The 16,937-nt window shown below is 67.4% G+C and carries 19 protein-coding genes; 3 read left to right on the forward strand and 16 right to left on the reverse strand.

Annotated features, from left to right (window positions below):
- Positions 1–3: 3 nt before the first annotated feature.
- From WHX56_RS23460 to WHX56_RS23485, 6 genes are all read right to left on the reverse strand, one after another.
- Positions 4–1,116: an NADH:flavin oxidoreductase/NADH oxidase gene (locus WHX56_RS23460; RefSeq protein ID WP_338879151.1), complete on the reverse strand. Its 1,113-nt coding sequence runs from the start codon at positions 1,114–1,116 to the stop codon at positions 4–6.
- 107 nt (positions 1,117–1,223) lie between these two features.
- Positions 1,224–1,994 (reverse strand): ectoine/hydroxyectoine ABC transporter ATP-binding protein EhuA, encoded by a 771-nt coding sequence (ehuA, locus tag WHX56_RS23465; RefSeq protein ID WP_129239428.1) that lies wholly within the window; start codon positions 1,992–1,994, stop codon positions 1,224–1,226.
- The gene (ehuD, locus tag WHX56_RS23470; protein ID WP_338879152.1) at positions 1,991–2,662 is read right to left on the reverse strand and encodes an ectoine/hydroxyectoine ABC transporter permease subunit EhuD; all 672 of its coding nucleotides are present in this window, start codon (positions 2,660–2,662) and stop codon (positions 1,991–1,993) included. Before ehuD ends, ehuA begins: the two co-directional genes overlap by 4 nt.
- A complete protein-coding gene (ehuC, locus tag WHX56_RS23475) occupies positions 2,659–3,312 on the reverse strand; it encodes an ectoine/hydroxyectoine ABC transporter permease subunit EhuC (protein ID WP_287754105.1) in 654 nt (217 codons plus the stop codon). The genes ehuD and ehuC overlap by 4 nt, the downstream gene beginning before the upstream one ends.
- Positions 3,313–3,322: 10 nt before the next feature.
- The gene (gene ehuB / locus WHX56_RS23480) at positions 3,323–4,246 is read right to left on the reverse strand and encodes an ectoine/hydroxyectoine ABC transporter substrate-binding protein EhuB (protein WP_287754104.1); all 924 of its coding nucleotides are present in this window, start codon (positions 4,244–4,246) and stop codon (positions 3,323–3,325) included.
- A 189-nt stretch (positions 4,247–4,435) separates the two neighbouring features.
- Positions 4,436–5,590 carry an ABC transporter substrate-binding protein gene (locus WHX56_RS23485; RefSeq protein ID WP_129239424.1) on the reverse strand — a complete coding sequence of 385 codons (1,155 nt, stop codon included), beginning with the start codon at positions 5,588–5,590 and terminating at the stop codon, positions 4,436–4,438.
- Between the two features lie 247 nt (positions 5,591–5,837).
- Between WHX56_RS23485 and WHX56_RS23490 the strand changes: the two genes are divergently transcribed.
- The gene (locus tag WHX56_RS23490) at positions 5,838–6,263 is read left to right on the forward strand and encodes an OsmC family protein (protein WP_338879153.1); all 426 of its coding nucleotides are present in this window, start codon (positions 5,838–5,840) and stop codon (positions 6,261–6,263) included.
- 131 nt (positions 6,264–6,394) lie between these two features.
- Positions 6,395–7,684 (forward strand): Nramp family divalent metal transporter, encoded by a 1,290-nt coding sequence (locus WHX56_RS23495; RefSeq protein ID WP_129239422.1) that lies wholly within the window; start codon positions 6,395–6,397, stop codon positions 7,682–7,684.
- Between the two features lie 72 nt (positions 7,685–7,756).
- Here the strand turns inward: WHX56_RS23495 and WHX56_RS23500 are convergent, their stop codons facing one another.
- The 5 genes from WHX56_RS23500 to WHX56_RS23525 all read right to left on the reverse strand — a co-directional run bounded on the left by WHX56_RS23500 (position 7,757) and on the right by WHX56_RS23525 (position 10,115).
- Positions 7,757–7,954: a YgaP family membrane protein gene (locus tag WHX56_RS23500; RefSeq protein WP_129239421.1), complete on the reverse strand. Its 198-nt coding sequence runs from the start codon at positions 7,952–7,954 to the stop codon at positions 7,757–7,759.
- A 42-nt stretch (positions 7,955–7,996) separates the two neighbouring features.
- Positions 7,997–8,308 (reverse strand): ArsR/SmtB family transcription factor, encoded by a 312-nt coding sequence (locus tag WHX56_RS23505; protein ID WP_129239420.1) that lies wholly within the window; start codon positions 8,306–8,308, stop codon positions 7,997–7,999.
- A gap of 183 nt (positions 8,309–8,491) precedes the next feature.
- On the reverse strand, positions 8,492–8,809 hold the full coding sequence (locus tag WHX56_RS23510; RefSeq protein ID WP_129239419.1) for a DNA-binding protein: 318 nt from the start codon (positions 8,807–8,809) through the stop codon (positions 8,492–8,494).
- A gap of 310 nt (positions 8,810–9,119) precedes the next feature.
- Entirely contained in the window at positions 9,120–9,341 is a 222-nt protein-coding gene (locus WHX56_RS23520; protein WP_129239417.1) for an XRE family transcriptional regulator, read from the reverse strand.
- Positions 9,342–9,515: 174 nt separating this feature from the next.
- Positions 9,516–10,115 (reverse strand): TetR/AcrR family transcriptional regulator, encoded by a 600-nt coding sequence (locus tag WHX56_RS23525; protein ID WP_129239416.1) that lies wholly within the window; start codon positions 10,113–10,115, stop codon positions 9,516–9,518.
- Between the two features lie 133 nt (positions 10,116–10,248).
- Between WHX56_RS23525 and WHX56_RS23530 the strand changes: the two genes are divergently transcribed.
- The gene (locus WHX56_RS23530) at positions 10,249–11,532 is read left to right on the forward strand and encodes an MFS transporter (protein WP_338879154.1); all 1,284 of its coding nucleotides are present in this window, start codon (positions 10,249–10,251) and stop codon (positions 11,530–11,532) included.
- 331 nt (positions 11,533–11,863) lie between these two features.
- On the opposite strand, the gene WHX56_RS23535 is transcribed toward WHX56_RS23530, so the two are convergent.
- The 5 genes from WHX56_RS23535 to WHX56_RS23555 form a co-directional block, all read right to left on the reverse strand.
- Positions 11,864–12,595: an ABC transporter ATP-binding protein gene (locus tag WHX56_RS23535; RefSeq protein ID WP_129239414.1), complete on the reverse strand. Its 732-nt coding sequence runs from the start codon at positions 12,593–12,595 to the stop codon at positions 11,864–11,866.
- Positions 12,592–13,392 carry an ABC transporter ATP-binding protein gene (locus WHX56_RS23540; protein ID WP_129239413.1) on the reverse strand — a complete coding sequence of 267 codons (801 nt, stop codon included), beginning with the start codon at positions 13,390–13,392 and terminating at the stop codon, positions 12,592–12,594. Before WHX56_RS23540 ends, WHX56_RS23535 begins: the two co-directional genes overlap by 4 nt.
- Positions 13,389–14,477: an ABC transporter permease subunit gene (locus tag WHX56_RS23545; RefSeq protein ID WP_129239412.1), complete on the reverse strand. Its 1,089-nt coding sequence runs from the start codon at positions 14,475–14,477 to the stop codon at positions 13,389–13,391. Before WHX56_RS23545 ends, WHX56_RS23540 begins: the two co-directional genes overlap by 4 nt.
- The gene (locus WHX56_RS23550) at positions 14,474–15,403 is read right to left on the reverse strand and encodes a branched-chain amino acid ABC transporter permease (RefSeq protein WP_129239411.1); all 930 of its coding nucleotides are present in this window, start codon (positions 15,401–15,403) and stop codon (positions 14,474–14,476) included. Before WHX56_RS23550 ends, WHX56_RS23545 begins: the two co-directional genes overlap by 4 nt.
- Positions 15,404–15,556: 153 nt before the next feature.
- Positions 15,557–16,702, reverse strand: a complete 1,146-nt coding sequence (locus WHX56_RS23555) for a branched-chain amino acid ABC transporter substrate-binding protein (protein ID WP_129239410.1) — start codon at positions 16,700–16,702, stop codon at positions 15,557–15,559.
- Between the last annotated feature and the right edge of the window lie 235 nt (positions 16,703–16,937).

A 16,937-nucleotide genomic window follows, 5' to 3' on the forward strand; every position in this document is an offset into this window, starting at 1 on the left:
CGCCTAGCGCTGCCCGAAGCGCGTTTCGCCGAACAGCGCCTTGTGCTCGCGCGGCTGCGAGCGCCAGTACTGGCGCGGCGCGGCGACCTGCCCGCCCAGTTGCGCCGCGGCGTGCCACGGCCAGCGGGGGTCGTACAGCATGCCGCGGGCCAGCGCGACCATGTCGGCCTCGCCGCGGGCCAGGATGTCCTCGGCCTGTTGCGGCTCGGTGATCAGGCCCACGGCGATCGTGGGCATGCCCACCTTGCGCTTGATCTCATCGGCGAAGGGCACCTGGTAATTCGGCCCGATGGGAATCTTCTGCTGCGACGATACGCCGCCGCTGGAGACGTCTATGAATTCACAGCCACGGTCCTTCAAGGCCTGCGCGAAGACCAGCGTCTGCGCCAGGTCCCAGCCGCCGTCGACCCAGTCGGTGGCGGACACGCGCACACCCAGCGCCACCGACGACGGAACGGCCTCGCGCAGCGCCTGGAACACTTCCAGCGGGAAGCGCATGCGGTTCTCCAGCGATCCGCCGTAGGCATCGTCGCGCCGGTTCGCCAGCGGCGACAGGAACTGGTGCAGCAGATAACCGTGCGCGGCGTGCAGTTCGATCGCGTCGAAGCCCAGGCGGACCGCGCGGCGGGCGCTGTCGGCGAAGGCGTCGCGCACGCGCGCCAGGCCCGCCGCGTCCAGCGCATGGGGCGGGGGTTCGGAGGCGTTGTGCGGCACGGCCGAAGGCGCCCAGCCCTGCCAGCCGCCTTCGCTGGCCGGCACCAGTTGGCCGCCGTTCCAGGGCTCGGCGCTGGACGCCTTGCGGCCCGCATGGCCAAGCTGGATGCCCAGCTTGATGGGCGAATAGCGGCGCACGGCGTCCACGACCCGGCCCAGCGCGCTTTCGGTGTCGTCGGACCACAGGCCGAGGTCGCCCGGCGAGATCCTGCCGTCCGACTCCACGGCCGTGGCCTCGACGAACAGCAGCGCGGCGCCCGACAACGCCAGATGCCCCAGGTGGATCATGTGCCAATCGGTGGCCCGGCCTTCTTCCGCCGAGTATTCGCACATGGGCGCGATGACGATGCGGTTGGCCAGTTCGAGGTTGCCGATCGAGGTGGGACTGAATAGATGGGTCATGCTGGAAGCCTCCGTGGCATTGGATGCCACAGCATAGCGCCCGCGCCCCGCGCGCAGCGCGAATCCCGGCGCGGCGGCAGGGTCAAACCCGGCCCGGGGCCGGGGGCCTACTGGCCTTCGATCACGGAGTCCAGGAACTGGCGCGTGCGCGCCTCCCGGGGCTGGCTGAACAGCACGGACGATTCCGCGTCCTCGACGATGTTGCCTTGGTCGAAGAACAGGGTGCGGTCCGAGCTGCGCTCGGCGAACTTCATCTGGTGGGTCACGATGATCATCGTCATGCTGCGGCGGGCCGACAGGTCGCGCAGGATCTGCAGGATCCCACCCACCAGTTCCGGATCCAGCGCCGAGGTCACCTCGTCGAACAGCATGATGCCGGGGCACATGGCCAGCGCCCGCGCGATGCCCACGCGCTGTTTCTGCCCGCCGGACAACTGCGCGGGATAGACGTCCAGCTTGTCGCCCAGGCCGACCATCTCCAGATACTCCACGGCCCGTTCGCGGGCCTCGGCGCGGGACATGCCCAGCACGCGCAGCGGCGCTTCCATGGCGTTGCCCAGCGCCGTCATGTGCGGGAACAGATTGAAGTGCTGAAACACCATGCCGATCTTGCCGCGCACCTTGCGCAGGTGCTCCGAATTGGAGCCGGCGGGCCGGCCCCGGGCGTCCGTCCACATCGGCACGCCGTCGATCTCGATGTCGCCGCTGCTGGGCCGGTCCAGCGTCATCAGCACCCGCAGCAAGGTGGACTTGCCCGAGCCCGAGGGCCCGATCACGGCCACCGTCTGGCCGGCGGGTATCTCCAGGTCGATGCCGCGCAGCACCTCCAGGTCTCCGTACTGCTTGCGCAGGTTCTTGATGCTTACGCTGGCGCTCATCGCTTTCCTCCATATCGTTGCAGGCGGGCCTCCAGGCCGCGCACGCCCCATGCGGCCACCAGGCTCAGGGCCAGGAACAGCAGGCCCACCAGGGTCAGGGGCTCGGTGTACCGGAACGTCGCGGACCCGATCATCTTGCTTTGCTGCAGCAGTTCCACCACGGTGATCGCGGACAGCAGCGGGGTGTCCTTGAACATGGCGACCAGGTAATTGCCCAGCGCCGGCACCACGGGCGGGATGGCCTGCGGCAGCACCACGTCGGCCGCAGTGCGCCAGCGCGACAGGTTCAGGGCGGTGGCGGCTTCCCATTGGCCGCGCGGCACCGCCTCGATGCCGGCGCGGTAGACCTCCGCGCAGTAGGTCGCATAGTGCAGGCCCAGCGCGACGATGCCGGTCGCCAGCGGCGACATCCTCACGCCGCTCAGCGGCAGGACGTAGAACAGGAAATACATCTGCACCAGCAAGGGGGTGCTGCGCACGAACTCGATCACGAAGGCGACGGGCAGCGACACGATGCGCAGCCGCGAACGCCGCAGCATCGCCAGCACCAGGCCCAGCGTGACGGCCACCAGCATGCCCAGCAGCGTGGCCTGGATGGTGACGATCAGCGCGAAGCCCAGCGTGGGCAGGATTTCCAGGGCGAAAGACCAATCGAATATCGGTGTCATCGGACCCGGACCCTCCGCTCCAGCAGGCGCACCCCGGCCGTGATCAGCAAGGCCACCGCGAAGTACAGCAGCAGCATCAAGGTGAAGATCTCGGTGGTGCGCAGGGTTTCGCTGCGCAGCAACTGGCCCCGGAATGTCAGGTCGGTGATGGTGACCAGCGACACCAGCGCGGTGTTCTTCAACAGTTCGATCAGCAGGTTGCCGGCCGGCGGCAGCATGGCGGGCACGGCCTGCGGCACGACGATGCGGCGCATGATCTGCCCGCGCGTCAGGTTCAGGGCGACGCCCGCTTCGCGCTGGCCCGGCGGCACCGCGCGGATCGCGCCGCGCACCACTTCGGCGCCGTAGGCCCCCGCGTTCAGCGCCAGCACCACGATGCCCACCAGCATGGCCGGCAACTGCACGCCGAACAGCGGCAGCACGAAATAGAACCAGAAAAGCTGCACCAGCGCCGACGTGCCCCGGAACACCTCCACATAGACCGACGCGATCCAGCGCAAGGGGCGCAGCGCCGACAGGCGGCAGATGCCCGCCGCCAGCGCCAGCGGAACGGCCAGCACCACCGCGCCCGCCATGACCTGCAGCGTGACGCCCAGGCCTTCGAGCAGCGGCGGCGCCAGTTCGGCGAAATGCTCGGATATCAACTGCATCGGCGCCCCCTTACTGGCCGGCGCACAACTGGGCCGCGGTGACTCCCTTGGGCAGCTCCTGCGGCGTGAAGCCGAAAGGCGCCACCAGTTTCTGGTGCTCTTCGGTGCCGACGAACTTGGCGAGTTCGGCGTTGAAGGCTTCGGCGAAGGCCTTGTCGTCGGCGCGGAACGCATAGGCGCCGTAGCCGCGCACGTCCTTGCCGTCGATGACGGGATCCTTGAACGGCTCGGCCTTCTCCAGGTCGCTGCCCGCGCTGGTCTTGCCCATCAGGTCGTTGACCGTGAGCGCGGTGGCCGCGTAGGCGTCGGCGCGCCCGGCCTGCACACCGGACAAAGCGCTGACCGCGTCCGGAAACACCACCACCTGGCCGGGCGGCACGTTGGACTTGGAGGCATACTCGGCCTCGATGGCGCCCACCACCACGCCCAGCCTGGCGTCGGGATTCTTCACTACGTCTTCGTAGCTGTGCAGGTTCTTGGGATTGCCCTGCTTGACCAGGAAGGATTGGCCCACGCCATAGGTGGGGTCGGAGAACGCCACTTGCTGGCAGCGTTCGGGAGTGACGTACATGCCCGCCGCGATGATGTCGAAACGCTTGGCCTGCAAGCCCGGGATCAGCGACCCGAACTCGGTCAGGACGCCCTCCACCTCGCCGATGCCCATGCGCTCGAGCACCACGCGGGCGATCTCGACCGATTCGCCCGTGACCTTCGCTTCCTTGCTGTCCATATAGGCGAAGGGAGCCTCGTTGGCGTAGCCGATGCGTATCTTGCCGGCCGCCTTGGCGGCTTCCAGGGTGGAGCCGCCCGCCGGCGCGTTCGCCGCGGCCGGGGCGGGCTTGTCGGATCCCGAATCGGAACACGCGGCCAGCACGCCCAGGCTCAGGGCCAGCAGGAATCGCCGGGATCGGATCGAGGTCGAGGATGGGTTCATGGGTGATTTCTCCCTAATTTATTTCTAGGTACATGGCTTCACCAAAAATGATACGACAATAAATCATTTCTACACTAATAATATGATCGAAAAAAAGCAGGCCGCGGCCTGCTTTTCCATCGCCCCGCCCTATGGGGCGTTAGGACACGTTACCAAGGGTTGGCGCCCATGACGCCCGCCCCTTTGCCGTCATTGCGCGTACGAGAACCGGCCGTTCCTGACCACGCCCATGACCCGGGCGCGCTCGTCGAAGCCCTGGTGGTCGTCCTTGGAGATGTTCAGCACCCCATTGGGCACGATCAGGTCGCGGGTGTTCTCCAGCGCGTCGCGCAGCGCCGCGCGGAACGCCGGCGTGCCGGGTTTGGCGCCCGTCTTCAGCGCCCGGGCCACGGCCGAATCCAGCAGCATCCAGGCCCCGTAGGCGTCGCCCGCGAACTGCGTCAGCGTATGGGCGCCATACTGGGCTTCGTATTTGTCGGCGAACGCCACCGCCACCTTCTTGACGGGGTTGTCGTCCGGCAGTTCGCGGGCCACCACGCCGGGGCCGGTCGGGAACAGGGTGCCTTCCACGTCCGCGCCGCCGACCTGCAGGAACTCCAGCGTGCCGATGCCGTGGGTCTGGTAGATGGCGCCGGTGTAGCCGCGCTCCAGCAGCGTCTTTTGCGGCAGGGCCGAAGGCGTGCCCGCGCCGGCGATCAGCACGGCGTCCGGCTTGGCGGCGATGATCTTCAGCGCCTGCCCCACCACCGAAGCGTCGGTGCGCTGGAAGCGCTCCTGGGCCACGATCTTCAGGTCGGATCCGGCCGCGGCGTTGAACTCCTTCCACCAGCTATCGCCATAGGAATCCGCGAAACCGATGAAGGCCACGTTCTTCAGGCCCTTCTTCTTCATGTCGTCGACCAGGACGGTGGCCATCAACGAATCGTTCTGCGGCATCTTGAACGCCCAGGCGCGCTTCGGATCCGACAGCGGCTCGACGATGACGCTGGAGGCCGCCAGCGCGATCATCGGCGTGCCGGTTTCGGCCAGCACGTCCAGGCCCGCCAGCGCCGCCGCCGTGGTATTGGGGCCCACGATCGCGTCGACCTTGTCTTCCGAGGTCAGCTTGCGCAGGTTCTTCACCGCCCGGCTGACGTCCGTGGCGTCGTCCAGCACCACGTAGCGCGCCGGTTCGCCGCCCAGCGTGGCGGGCCACAGGCGGATCGCGTTGTTGGTCTGGATGCCGATCGCGGCGGCCGGGCCGGTGGTGGACACGTCCACGCCGATGACGACCTCGGCCTGGGCGGAAAAGAGGGGAACGGCCAGCGCGACGGCGCAGGCGCAGCGGAGTAGATCGAGAGACATGACTGCGGTTCTCAGGAGGTTTGAAGAGGATGCTTCTATTTTGCCTGATGTGCGGCGAAGCCCGCCGCGTGCCCGCTTGCGCCGTTACATCGGCTTGCCGTTGCGCAAGGGCGGTTTCCGCGTCGCGGGCCCGCGCCCGCCGTATCATCGACGATGCCACCCCAGGCAACGCGTGCCGCCCGCCAGCGGCCCGCTCCCACCACCGGACGCGCTCGCGACGGGCGCGGCCCCTTTACAGGAGTCACGCATGAAGAAAACCGCAACCGCCGCCTGGTCGGGCGACCTGAAGACCGGCAAAGGCACGATCTCCACGCAAAGCGGCGCGCTCAAGGAGCAGCCCTACGGTTTCAACACCCGCTTCGGCGACACGCCCGGCACCAACCCCGAGGAACTGCTGGGCGCGGCCCATGCCGGCTGCTTCACCATGGCGCTGTCCAACATCCTGGCCGAAGCGGGCATGGTCGCCCAAAGCCTGGACACCAAGGCCGAAGTCACGCTGGACAAGGTGGACGACGGCTTTTCCATCACGGCCGTCCACCTGACCGTCGAAGCCGTCATTCCGGGCGCCAGCGCCCAGGCCTTCGAGGACGCCGCCCGCAAGGCGGAAAAGGGCTGCCCTGTGTCCAAGGTGCTCAACGCCAAGATTTCCATGGACGCCAAGCTCAAGTCCTGACCCCGCCGCATGGCCCGTGGCCCGTCCCGCCGGGGCGGCGCCATTGGGCCGCCCTATCCCCTGCTTGCCCAAAATCAATTTGACGGCCGGCGGCCGCCTCCAGATAATGAGAATCGTTATCAGGAGCGATCATGACCCGTTTCATTTACGCGATATCGGGCGGCAAGGCCGTCCTGGCGCAAGACGTCCAGGTGTCGGCCAACCTGCGCCGCATGATCGGATCCGGCATCCTGGTGGCCGTGGGATACATCGACCCGGGCAACTGGGCCACGGACATCGCGGGCGGCAGCGGCTTCGGCTACGGCCTGCTGATGGTCGTCATCGTGTCCGCCGTCCTGGCGCTGGGCTTCCAGATCCTGGTGTCGCGCCTGGCGCTCGCCACCGGCCAGGACCTGGCCACGCTGACGGCCCGCCATCTCTCCCCGCGCCTGTCCCGGGCCGCCTGGCTGGCCGGCGAAGCCGCCATTCTCGCCACGGCCCTGGCCGAACTCGTGGGCGGCGCCATCGCCTTGCGGCTGCTCTTCGGCCTGCCGCTGATCGCCGGCGTCGCCGTCACCGGCGTCGGCACCTTCGCGGTGCTGGCGCTCGCGCGCGGCAACGCCGACCGGCACGAGCGCGTCATCGCCGTCCTGCTGGCGGTCGTGGCGATGTCGTTCGTGTTCCTGCTGTTCAAGGCCAACCCGGCCTGGACCGAAGTGGCGCACGGCGTCGCCCGGACCGGCCATGCGCTGCGCGATCCGCAGGGCTTCCTGATCGCGCTGGGCATCCTGGGCGCCACCCTCATGCCGCACAATCTGTACCTGCATTCCGGCACGCTCGCGCAGCGCGCGCAGCAACTGCCGCCGGCCGCGCGCGGCCTCGCCATGCGCGTGGCGCGCAACGACACCGTCGTGTCGCTGGGCGTGGCCATGCTGATCAACGCGGCCATCATGATCGTGGCCGCGGCGTCCCTGTCGGGCGCCGGCATGATGGTGTCCAGCCTGGACGACGCGCACGCGGTGATCGGCCGCACGCTGGGCGTCGGCGCGGCCGTCGTGTTCGCGGTGGCGCTGTACGCCGCGGGGCAAAGCTCCACCCTCACCGGCGTGCTGGCCGGCCGCATCCTGTCCAACGGGTTCCAGGTCGGCCACGGCTGGTCCGACCGCCGGCGCGCGCTGGCCACGCGCGTGGCCGCGGGCGGCGCGGCCGCGGCCCTGCTGGCTTTCACGGGCGGCCAGGATCCGGACGGACTGCTGGTGCTGAGCCAGGTGATCCTGAGCCTGGCCCTGCCTTTCGCGCTGGGCCCGCTGGTGGCGCTGGCCCGGCGCAAGGACCTGATGGGGCGCTACGCCCTGCGCGGCGCCTGGGCCTGGGCCGCGATGGCGGCGACGGCATGCATCATGGCGCTGGACGGCTACCTGCTGGTCGACATGGTGGCGTGACCCGCGCGCCCGCTTCCGCCGCAACGATAAGGGCCGCCCCAGGGCGGCCCTTGCATGAATGCGCCTATCGGTTCACTTGCCTTTCTTCAGCGGGCAAGTGCTGAGCCCCAGCAGCGGATAAAAGGGGCAAAAGCCCGCCAATCCGGTGAGCAGAGGCAGCACTCCCAGCCATCCCCACCAGCCCACGGTATTCGTCGCGGCCAGCGCAATCAGCACGATTCCGGCCACGACGCGCACTACACGGTCCACGCCGCCTACATTCGATTTCATGAGAACTCCTGCGAAAGGTGAAAGGGAAAACAGCTCAATGAATCAGGGGCAGAAGATGTCCTTGAGCGTGGCGATGAGCTTGGCCACGTTCGGGTCATCGATGCGGTAGTACAGCGTCTGCGCCTCGCGCCGGTAGGCCACCAGCCCTTCCTCGCGCATCCGCGCGAGGTGCTGCGAGAGCGCCGACGGGCTCAGGGGCACCATCTCGTTGAGCGCCCCGACGCTCATCTCGCCCTGGGCGATCAGCAGGCACAGCACCAGCAGGCGGTTGGGGTTGCCGACGGCCTGCAGCAATGCCGCGGCCTGCACGGCACTGTCCTGCAGAACTTCGATGTCGGATTTGCGTTGGGTCATGTTTTGGGGAGATAGGCGGGCGTGCTTAATTCAGGTTTTTCTTAATTTAGCATAATCTAAATTAAAAGTCCCGACGAGGCCGGACAACTCACCCAGACTATTTCGGCCAATGCCATGGCCGCCCTCAACGAGTTCACCGAGCGGGCGCCGCAGCCCGCCCGATCACACGGGCATGCTCCTGCATCAAGCCGTATGGATGGACGCAGACGAACCTATCGGCTGTACAGCCAACCGCAACCCCATCGCCTTGAGAATGGCCGCCAGACTGCTCAATGCAGGATTCCCCTTCGGGGAAAGCGTCCGGTAAAGCTGCGTCGGATTCAATCGCGCCTGTTCCGCCACCGCCTGCACACCTCCAAATGCCTGTGCAAGCTGACGCAGCACGGTCAGCAGTTCCGCCTGATCGCCATCTTCCAGAATACCGTTGATCACCTCCAGCGCCAGCGCCGGATCGCTGCGATACAGCTCGGCCATCGCTTCATCATGTCCTCTGCTTCTCATCGTCGTTTCTCCGCTGCCAGTCCTGCCAATAGCCCACAGCCCGGTCGATATCGGCGTTCTGCCTATGCTTGTCGCCACCGCAAAGCAGCAGCACGATGCAAGCGACTTAGCCACTCCAGGTAAAGGTCTTCCTGCTCGTCAGCCGTCAGGTAGTGTTCAATCCTGTAGGCAATCATTTTCGTTTATTGACGAATAAACATCAACAGGATCAAGCTGCCGGGGCAGCTTGGCGCACTGGATCGTCCCAAGTATGGACATCGCGACAAAAAAAAACCCAGGACGCATCCTGGGTTTTCTTGGGAAGGATTGCTCAGTGGTAGGCGGAGACCACCGGGTGCTGCTGCCGGCCTGCGTCCATATCGTGCAGGACTTCGCCCACCGCCCCGCCCAGCGCGGCCAGGCGCAGCTTCAGGCGCCGCCAGCCGCCGCGGCCGTGCGGGCCGGACAGGCTCTCCGCCTCGATGGCGTCGCGGATCAGGGACCGCTCCAGCTCATCCGACATGCGGGCGTTCTTCATTGCGGTATCGCTCATGATTCTCTCCTTGAGAAAAGCGCGATGTGGAACAACACGAGTCCATCTTAGATCTGTGTTTGCTGCGTCGCAATAAAAACTTCCAAGCATTTTTTTGTTCGTTGCACAATGGGTACAAACGCTTAATAACGGTGCATCCGGCACTACGCCGTGCACCATTTTCGCGCATCCGGCTCAAGGCGCAAGGTGCGCCTGGATCAGCTTGTCGGCCATTTGCGCGACCCGGCCCGCCGGCCCGGCTTCGCCGAAGAGCTGGCTGGACACGAACGCGCCCTCCAGCAGCAGCAGCAGACCGTCGCCCAGGGCCTCGGGATCATCCACCCCCATTTCCGCCGCCATCGCCGCGAGCCGTCGCCGCAGTTCCGCCTTGTGGGCCACCGCCACGGCGCGCGCGGGATGGCCGGGTTCCGGGTATTCGACCGCCGCGTTCGTCAGGCCGCAGCCCCGGTAGCCGTTTTGCACGGCGCGCTGGCCAAGGCCGGACAGGTACGCCAGGATCTGGGCCCGCGGGTCGCCCGGATGCGCGTCGCGGGCGGCGTCGAAGCGGGCCCAGAACTCGGCATCGTAGTCGCGCAGGTAGGCGGCCGCCAGTTCGTCCTTGGAGGAAAAACTGCGGTACAGGCTGGGCTTGGTCACCCCCGCCTCGTTGACGATGGCGTCCACCCCCACGGCGCGGATGCCGTCCCGGTAGAACATCTCCCGCGCGGTCTTGCGGATGCGGTCGGCCGCCAGCGGCGGCTTGGCGGGACGGGGGCCGGCAGTCTTGCTGACCATACGTAGGCTCCTTTTCCGAGGGCGGATCCGTGCGGGACGGTCCCGCCTGAAACCAGGGGCGCCAAAAAGCGCTTGACCATGTTACTGACCGGTACGTACTATTCGCAAACCTGCATACGTACCGGTCAGTAACATGAGTATAGCCCACCCTCCCATGCCGTTTCGGCGCGCCGGCCAGAAGTACGCTTTTGTCGTCGTCGCAGTGATTTTCCTGTCCCTGCTGGTGTCGGCCGGCTTGCGTTCGTCGCCCAGCGTGCTGCTGGTGCCGCTGGAAGAAGCCTTCGGCTGGAGCCGCAGCACGATTTCCTTCTCCGCCGCCCTGGGCATTTTCCTGTACGGCATGGTCGGGCCGTTCGCGGCCGCGGCGATGGAGCGCTTCGGCCTGCGGCGCGTGCTGATCGGCGCCCTCGCCCTGATGGCGGCGTCCAGCGCGGCCAGCGCCTACATGACCCAGCCCTGGCACCTGCTCATGACCTGGGGCGTGTTCTCGGGCATCGGCTCCGGCGCGGTTGCCGTGGTGCTGGGCGCCACCGTCGTCAACCGCTGGTTCGCGCGGCACCGCGGCGTCATGATGGGCCTGCTGACCGCCAGCTCCGCGACCGGCACGCTGGTATTCCTGCCCGTGCTGGCGGCGCTGGCCTCGTCGGGCGACTGGACCCGGGTGGTGTGGACGGTGGCCGGCGCGGCGGCCGCGCTGGTGCCGCTGGCCTGGTGGCTGGTGCCCGACCGCCCCGCCAGCGTGGGCCTGACCCCGTTCGGCAGCGACCCCCACGCCGCGCCCATCGCGGCGGCGCCGCGCACCGGTTTGCTGGCGGCCACCTTCGGCGCCCTGGCGCGCGCTTCCAGGACCCGCACGTTCTGGTTCCTGTTCGCCACTTTCTTCGTCTGCGGTTTCACCACCAACGGCCTGGTGGGCACGCACCTGATCGCGCTTTGCGGCGACCACGGCATGCCGGAAGTGCAGGCCGCCGGCCTGCTGGCGCTGATGGGCATCTTCGACCTGATCGGCACCACCGCGTCGGGATGGCTGACGGACCGCTACGACCCCCGCAAGCTGCTCTTCGCCTACTACGGGCTGCGCGGCCTGTCGCTGATCTACCTGCCCTATTCCGATTTCTCGTTCTACAGCCTGTCGATCTTCGCCATCTTCTTCGGTCTGGACTGGATCGCCACCGTGCCGCCGACGCTGCGCCTGACCACGGAAGCGTTCGGCGAACGCGACGCCTCGATCGTGTTCGGCTGGATCGTGGCGGGCCACCAGTTGGGCGCGGCGAGCGCCGCCTGGATGGCGGGCGCGATCCGCGAATCGCAGGGCAGCTATCTGATGGCCTTCGTGATCTCGGGCACGACGGGCCTGGCCGCCGCCGTCATCGCGCTGATGATAGGCAGGAAGCGCGCGCAGCCGCTGCCGGCCTGACCGGGCGCGGACCGGCCTGGAACATCTTTGGCTGGATTGTTGGCGTTCGGTTTTGTGAGGCCGGTTTCTTGAGCCGCCGGTGGCCGGACTGCGGGATTCCGATGCTCGCCCCGATGGGGCTGCGCTTCGGATCCCTCCGTCCGGCCACCGGCTCACGGCATCTGTCCATGAACGAGGGGCAAGAACCAACGCATTAGGCCGCCGTCAACCGAGGACCCCGGAGCCATCCGAAGCGCAGCCCCAGCGGGGCGAGCATCGGAATGGCGCAGGGCAGCCTCGGCGGTTTAGGACCCCAATATCCGCAAGCTCGCAGCCCTGCAGCGGCCGCGCTTTACTCGGTCTCGCCCAGATAGGCCGCGCGCACCTTGGGGTCGTGCAGCATCTGGCCGGCCGGGCCGGACAGGATGATCTCGCCGGACTCCATCACGTAGCCGCGGTGGCTGTTCTCCAGCGCCAGCCGCGCGTTCTGCTCGATCAGCAGGATCGTGACGCCTTCGCTGGCGATGGTGCGCACCACCTCGAAGACCTTCTCGACCATCAGCGGCGCCAGCCCCATCGAGGGCTCGTCCAGCAGCAGCAGCCTGGGCCGCGCGATCATCGCCCGGCCCATCGCCACCATCTGCTGTTCGCCCCCCGACAGGGTGCCGGCCGCCTGCTTGCGGCGTTCGGCCAGGCGCGGGAACAGGGTGAAGACCCGGTCCGTGTCCTGGCGGACCTGCGCCGCGTCGCGGCGCACGTAACCGCCCATGGCGAGGTTTTCCTCGATGGTGAGCTGGCCGAAGATGCCGCGGCCCTCCGGCACCATGACCAGCCCGCGGCGCACCAGTTCGTGCGACTTGTGGCCGCCGATGGACAGCCCGGCGTAGACCACTTCGCCGCCGGCCAGCGGCACCAGTCCGCAGATGGAGCGCAAGGTGGTGCTCTTGCCGGCGCCGTTGGCGCCGATCAGGCACACCAGTTCGCCTTCGTCCACGCGCAGGTCGATGCCGCGCACGGCCCGGATGCCGCCGTAGGCGACCTGCAGGCCCCGCAATTCCAGTAAGGGTTGGGATGCTGCCGTCATGCCGGGCGCTCCTGATGAATCAGCGGATCCTGGGCGGCGCCGGCGCCCAGATACGCTTCGATGACCTTGGGATCGCGCTGCACCTGGGCGGGTTTGCCCATCGCCAGCACTTTGCCGTATTCCAGCACCAGCACGCGGTCGCACAGTCCCATGACCAGCTTCATATCGTGCTCGATGAGCAATACCGTGATGCCGTCCGCGCGGATCTTCTCGATCAGCTTGCGCAGCACCACCGTTTCCGAGGCGTTCATGCCGGCCGCCGGTTCGTCCAGCGCCAGCAGCTTGGGATCGGTCGCCAGGGCGCGCGCGATCTCCAGGCGCCGCTGGTCGCCGTAGGGCAGCGAGCGGGCGACGTCGTTGGCGCGGTGGCCGATGCCGACGTATTCCAGCAGTTCCTGGGCTCGCGCTTCGGTGGCCGCCTCTTCGGCGCGCGTGCCGCGCGTGCGCAGCACGGCGCCGAACACGCCCGACCGGGTGCGCATGTGGCGGCCGATCATGACGTTTTCGATGGCGCTCAGGTTGGCGAACAGGCGTATGTTCTGGAACGTGCGCGCCAGGCCGGCGTAGGCGACTTCGTGCGGTTTCTTGCCCGACAGGGATTCGCCGTTGAAGGTGCAGGAGCCTTCCTCGGGGATGTACAGGCCGGTCAGCACGTTGAACAGCGTGGTCTTGCCGGCGCCGTTGGGGCCGATCAGGCCGTAGATTTCGCCGTGCTCGATGTCGAAGCTGACTTCGGACAGGGCCTGCAGGCCGCCGAAGCGCTTGCCCAGGCCCTGGGCTTGCAGCAGTTTGCTCATGCCGCGCCTCCTTGGGCCTTGGTCGCCAGTTCACGCTTGCGCACCGCCGACGGCCACAGGCCCGCGGGGCGGAACAGCATCACGCACACCATCGCCAGGCCGAACAGCAGCATGCGTATGCCTTCGGGGTCCAGCACCACGGCGCCGAACACCATCTGCTGGAAGGGTTCGACCACCGCGCGCAGGAACTCGGGCAGCGCCGCCAGGATCAATGCGCCCAGGATCACGCCCGGGATATGGCCCATGCCGCCCAGCACCACCATGCACAGAATGGAGATGGATTCCATCAGCGAGAAGCTCTCGGGGCTGACGAAGCCCTGCATCGACGCGAACAGCGCGCCCGCCACGCCGCCGAAGGACGCGCCCATCGCGAACGCCAGCAGCTTGATGTTGCGGGTATTGATGCCCATCGCCTTGGCGGCGATCTCGTCTTCGCGGATGGCTTCCCAGGCGCGGCCGATGCGCGAATTCTGCAGGCGCACGCACACCACCACGATGAGCAGGGTCAGCGCCAGCAGCAGGTAGTAGTACTTCTCGGGCCCCGTCACCCGGAAGCCCAGCAGGCTTTCGGTGCGGCCGAACGCGAATTCGCCCACCTTGAAGGTGTCGATGCGGTTGATGCCCTGCGGCCCGTTGGTGATGTTCACCGGCGCGTTCAGGTTGTTCAGGAAGATGCGGATGATCTCGCCGAAGCCCAGGGTCACGATGGCGAGGTAGTCGCCCCGCAGCTTGAGCGTGGGCGCCCCCAGCAGCACGCCGAACAGGCAGGCCACGGCCAGGGCGATCGGCAGGATCGCCCAGAACGGCAGGTGCAGGCCGAAATGCGGCGAGGCCAGCAGCGCCCAGGTGTAGGCGCCCACCGCGTAGAACGCGATGTAGCCCAGGTCCAGCAGCCCGGCGAAGCCCACCACGATGTTCAGGCCCAGCGACAGCATCACGTACAGCAGGGCGAAGTTCAGGATGCGCACCCAGCTCTGCCCGGCCATGCCGATCACGAAGGGCAGCACGGCGAGCACGACGCCGATCAGCGCGATGCCGATCAGGTTGCGGGTCGAGAACCCGCTGCTTTTCAGGTTTCCGCTCATGCGCGATCTCCCACGCGTTCGCCCAAGAGGCCCGACGGACGGAAGATCAGCACCAGCACCAGCACGAAGAACGCGAACACGTCCTGGTAGTGGCTGCCGAGGAAGCCGCCGGTCAGGTCGCCGATGTAGCCCGCGCCCAGCGATTCGATGACGCCCAGCAGCAGGCCGCCGGCCATCGCGCCCACCAGGTTGCCGATGCCGCCCAGCACCGCGGCGGTGAACGCCTTCAGGCCGAGCATGAAGCCCATGGTGTATTGCGACACGCCGTAATAGGTGGCGACCATCATGCCCGCCACGGCGGCCAGCGCCGAGCCGATCAGGAAGGCCGCGGAAATGACGGTGTTGATGTTCACGCCCATCAGCCCGGCGACTTCGCGGTTCTGCGCGGTGGCGCGCATGGCCGTGCCCAGGCGGGTCTTGTGCACCACGGCCAGCAGCCCGCCCATGATGAGCGCGGCGATCGCCACGATGGCGATCTGCAGCGTGCTCATCCGGGCGCCGGCGAACTCGAACACCTGCGGCGAGAGCACCTGCGGGAAGTTCAGGTAGTTGCGGCCCCAGGCCATCATCGCCACGTTCTGCAGGATGATGGACACGCCGATGGCCGTGATCAGGGCGGCCAGCCGGGGCGCCCGGCGCAGCGGCCGGTAGGCCACGCGCTCGGCGGTCCAGCCCACCGCCATGCACAGCGGCACCGAGACCAGCAGGCCCACGCCCAGGACCACGAAGGCGGACGCGCCCGGGTCGCCGCCGACCAGCGAAATGGCGACCGTGGTGGCCGCCATCGCGCCGATCATGACGACGTCGCCATGCGCGAAGTTGATCAGCCCGATGATGCCGTACACCATGGTGTAGCCGAGGGCGACCAGGGCGTACACGCTGCCGAGCGTGACGCCGTTAATCAGTTGTTGAATGAAGATATCCATAGGGGCCGCGGAAATAAGCCTGGAAAAATCGCGCGTATCGTGCGGCGGCGGCCCTCGGGCCTGCCGCGCCGCCGCGCATCGCGCGCGCCGGACGGCGCGCACGCGGTATGGCGGGCGGGCGCGGCCATGCCGCCCCGCCCCGGTCGGCCGCCGTTAATTGGCCTGGCTGACCATCGTTTCAACCATCTCCCACTTGCCGTTCTTGACTTCGTAGATGGTGACCGAGATTTCCTTCAGATCGCCGTTGGCGTCGTACGAGATGTGCTCGCTGGTCGCGCCCTTGCGGTTCAGCTTGGCCAGGACCGGCAGGTACTTCTCGGGCTTGGCCGAGCCGGCCTGCTCGATGGCGGCGATCATGTTCCACGCGCCGTCGTAGGCGTACGGGGCATAGACGCCGGGGGCCTTCTTGAAGCGCGCCTGGTAGCGCTGCTCGAAGTCCTTGCCCGCGGCCATCTTGTCCAGCGGCACGCCGGCCAGCGAAGCGTAGGTGCCGTCGGCGGCGTCGCCGGCCAGCTTGATGAAGGTGTCGCTGCGGGTCATTTCGCCCGAGACCAGCGGCGCCTTCAGGCCCAGCGTCGCCAGTTGGCGCTTCATGGGACCGGATTGCGCGTCCAGGCCGCCGTAGAAGATCGCGTCGGGCGCCACGCCCTTGATGTTGGTCAGGATGGCGGTGAAGTCGTTCGCCTTGTCGGTCGTGTACTCGCGGCGCACGACCTGGCCCCCGGCGGCCTTGACGGCCTTTTCGACCTCGTCGGCCAGGCCCTGGCCGTAGGCGGTGCGGTCGTCGATGATGGCGACTTTCTTGGCATTCAGTTTTTCGACGATGAACTTGCCCACGGCGGCGCCCTGCTGGGTGTCGCTGGTCATCATGCGGAAGGTGGTCTCGTAGCCCTGCTTGGTGTATTCGGGCGAGGTGGCCATCGCGATCTGGGGCAGGCCGGCTTCGTGGTAGACGCGCGAAGCGGGAATCGTGGTGCCCGAGTTGAAGTGGCCCAGGATGCCGACGACGTCCTGGTCGACCAGTTGCTGCGCGACCTGCACGCCGACGCGGGGATCGGCCTGGTCGTCGCGCGACACCAGCACGAACTTGGCCGGCTCGCCGTCGACCTTGATGCCCTTCTTGTTGGCTTCTTCCAGGGCCAGGTTCAGGCCGTTCTGCATGTCTTCGCCATAGTGCGATTGCGGGCCCGTCAAGGGCGCGGCGAAACCGAACTTGACGTCGGCGGCCTGCGCGGCGGCGGCCACGCCGGCGGCGGCGAGGCTGGCGGCGGCGAGCTTCAAAGTGGTGCGGAACTTCATGGATATCCTCCGGGGTGTCGGACTTAAGACCTTGTTATACCTGAGCTTTTAGCCAGGCCTCTGGTTTTTTTTACTACCGCAAGCCCCGATGGTGCCGAGGTCTTGCGCATGCATCTTTTGCAGAATCCGGATGTCGGGTTGCGACATCCGGATTTGAGGTGCGACCGGATTTTCGTTCGAGTGCAACCTTGCCCGATATTGGAGATAACCCTTGGATACCGGCAGGTTGGCCCCG

The organism is Achromobacter veterisilvae, assembly GCF_037619525.1.
GTDB classification, from domain to species: Bacteria; Pseudomonadota; Gammaproteobacteria; order Burkholderiales; family Burkholderiaceae_B; genus Achromobacter; species Achromobacter veterisilvae.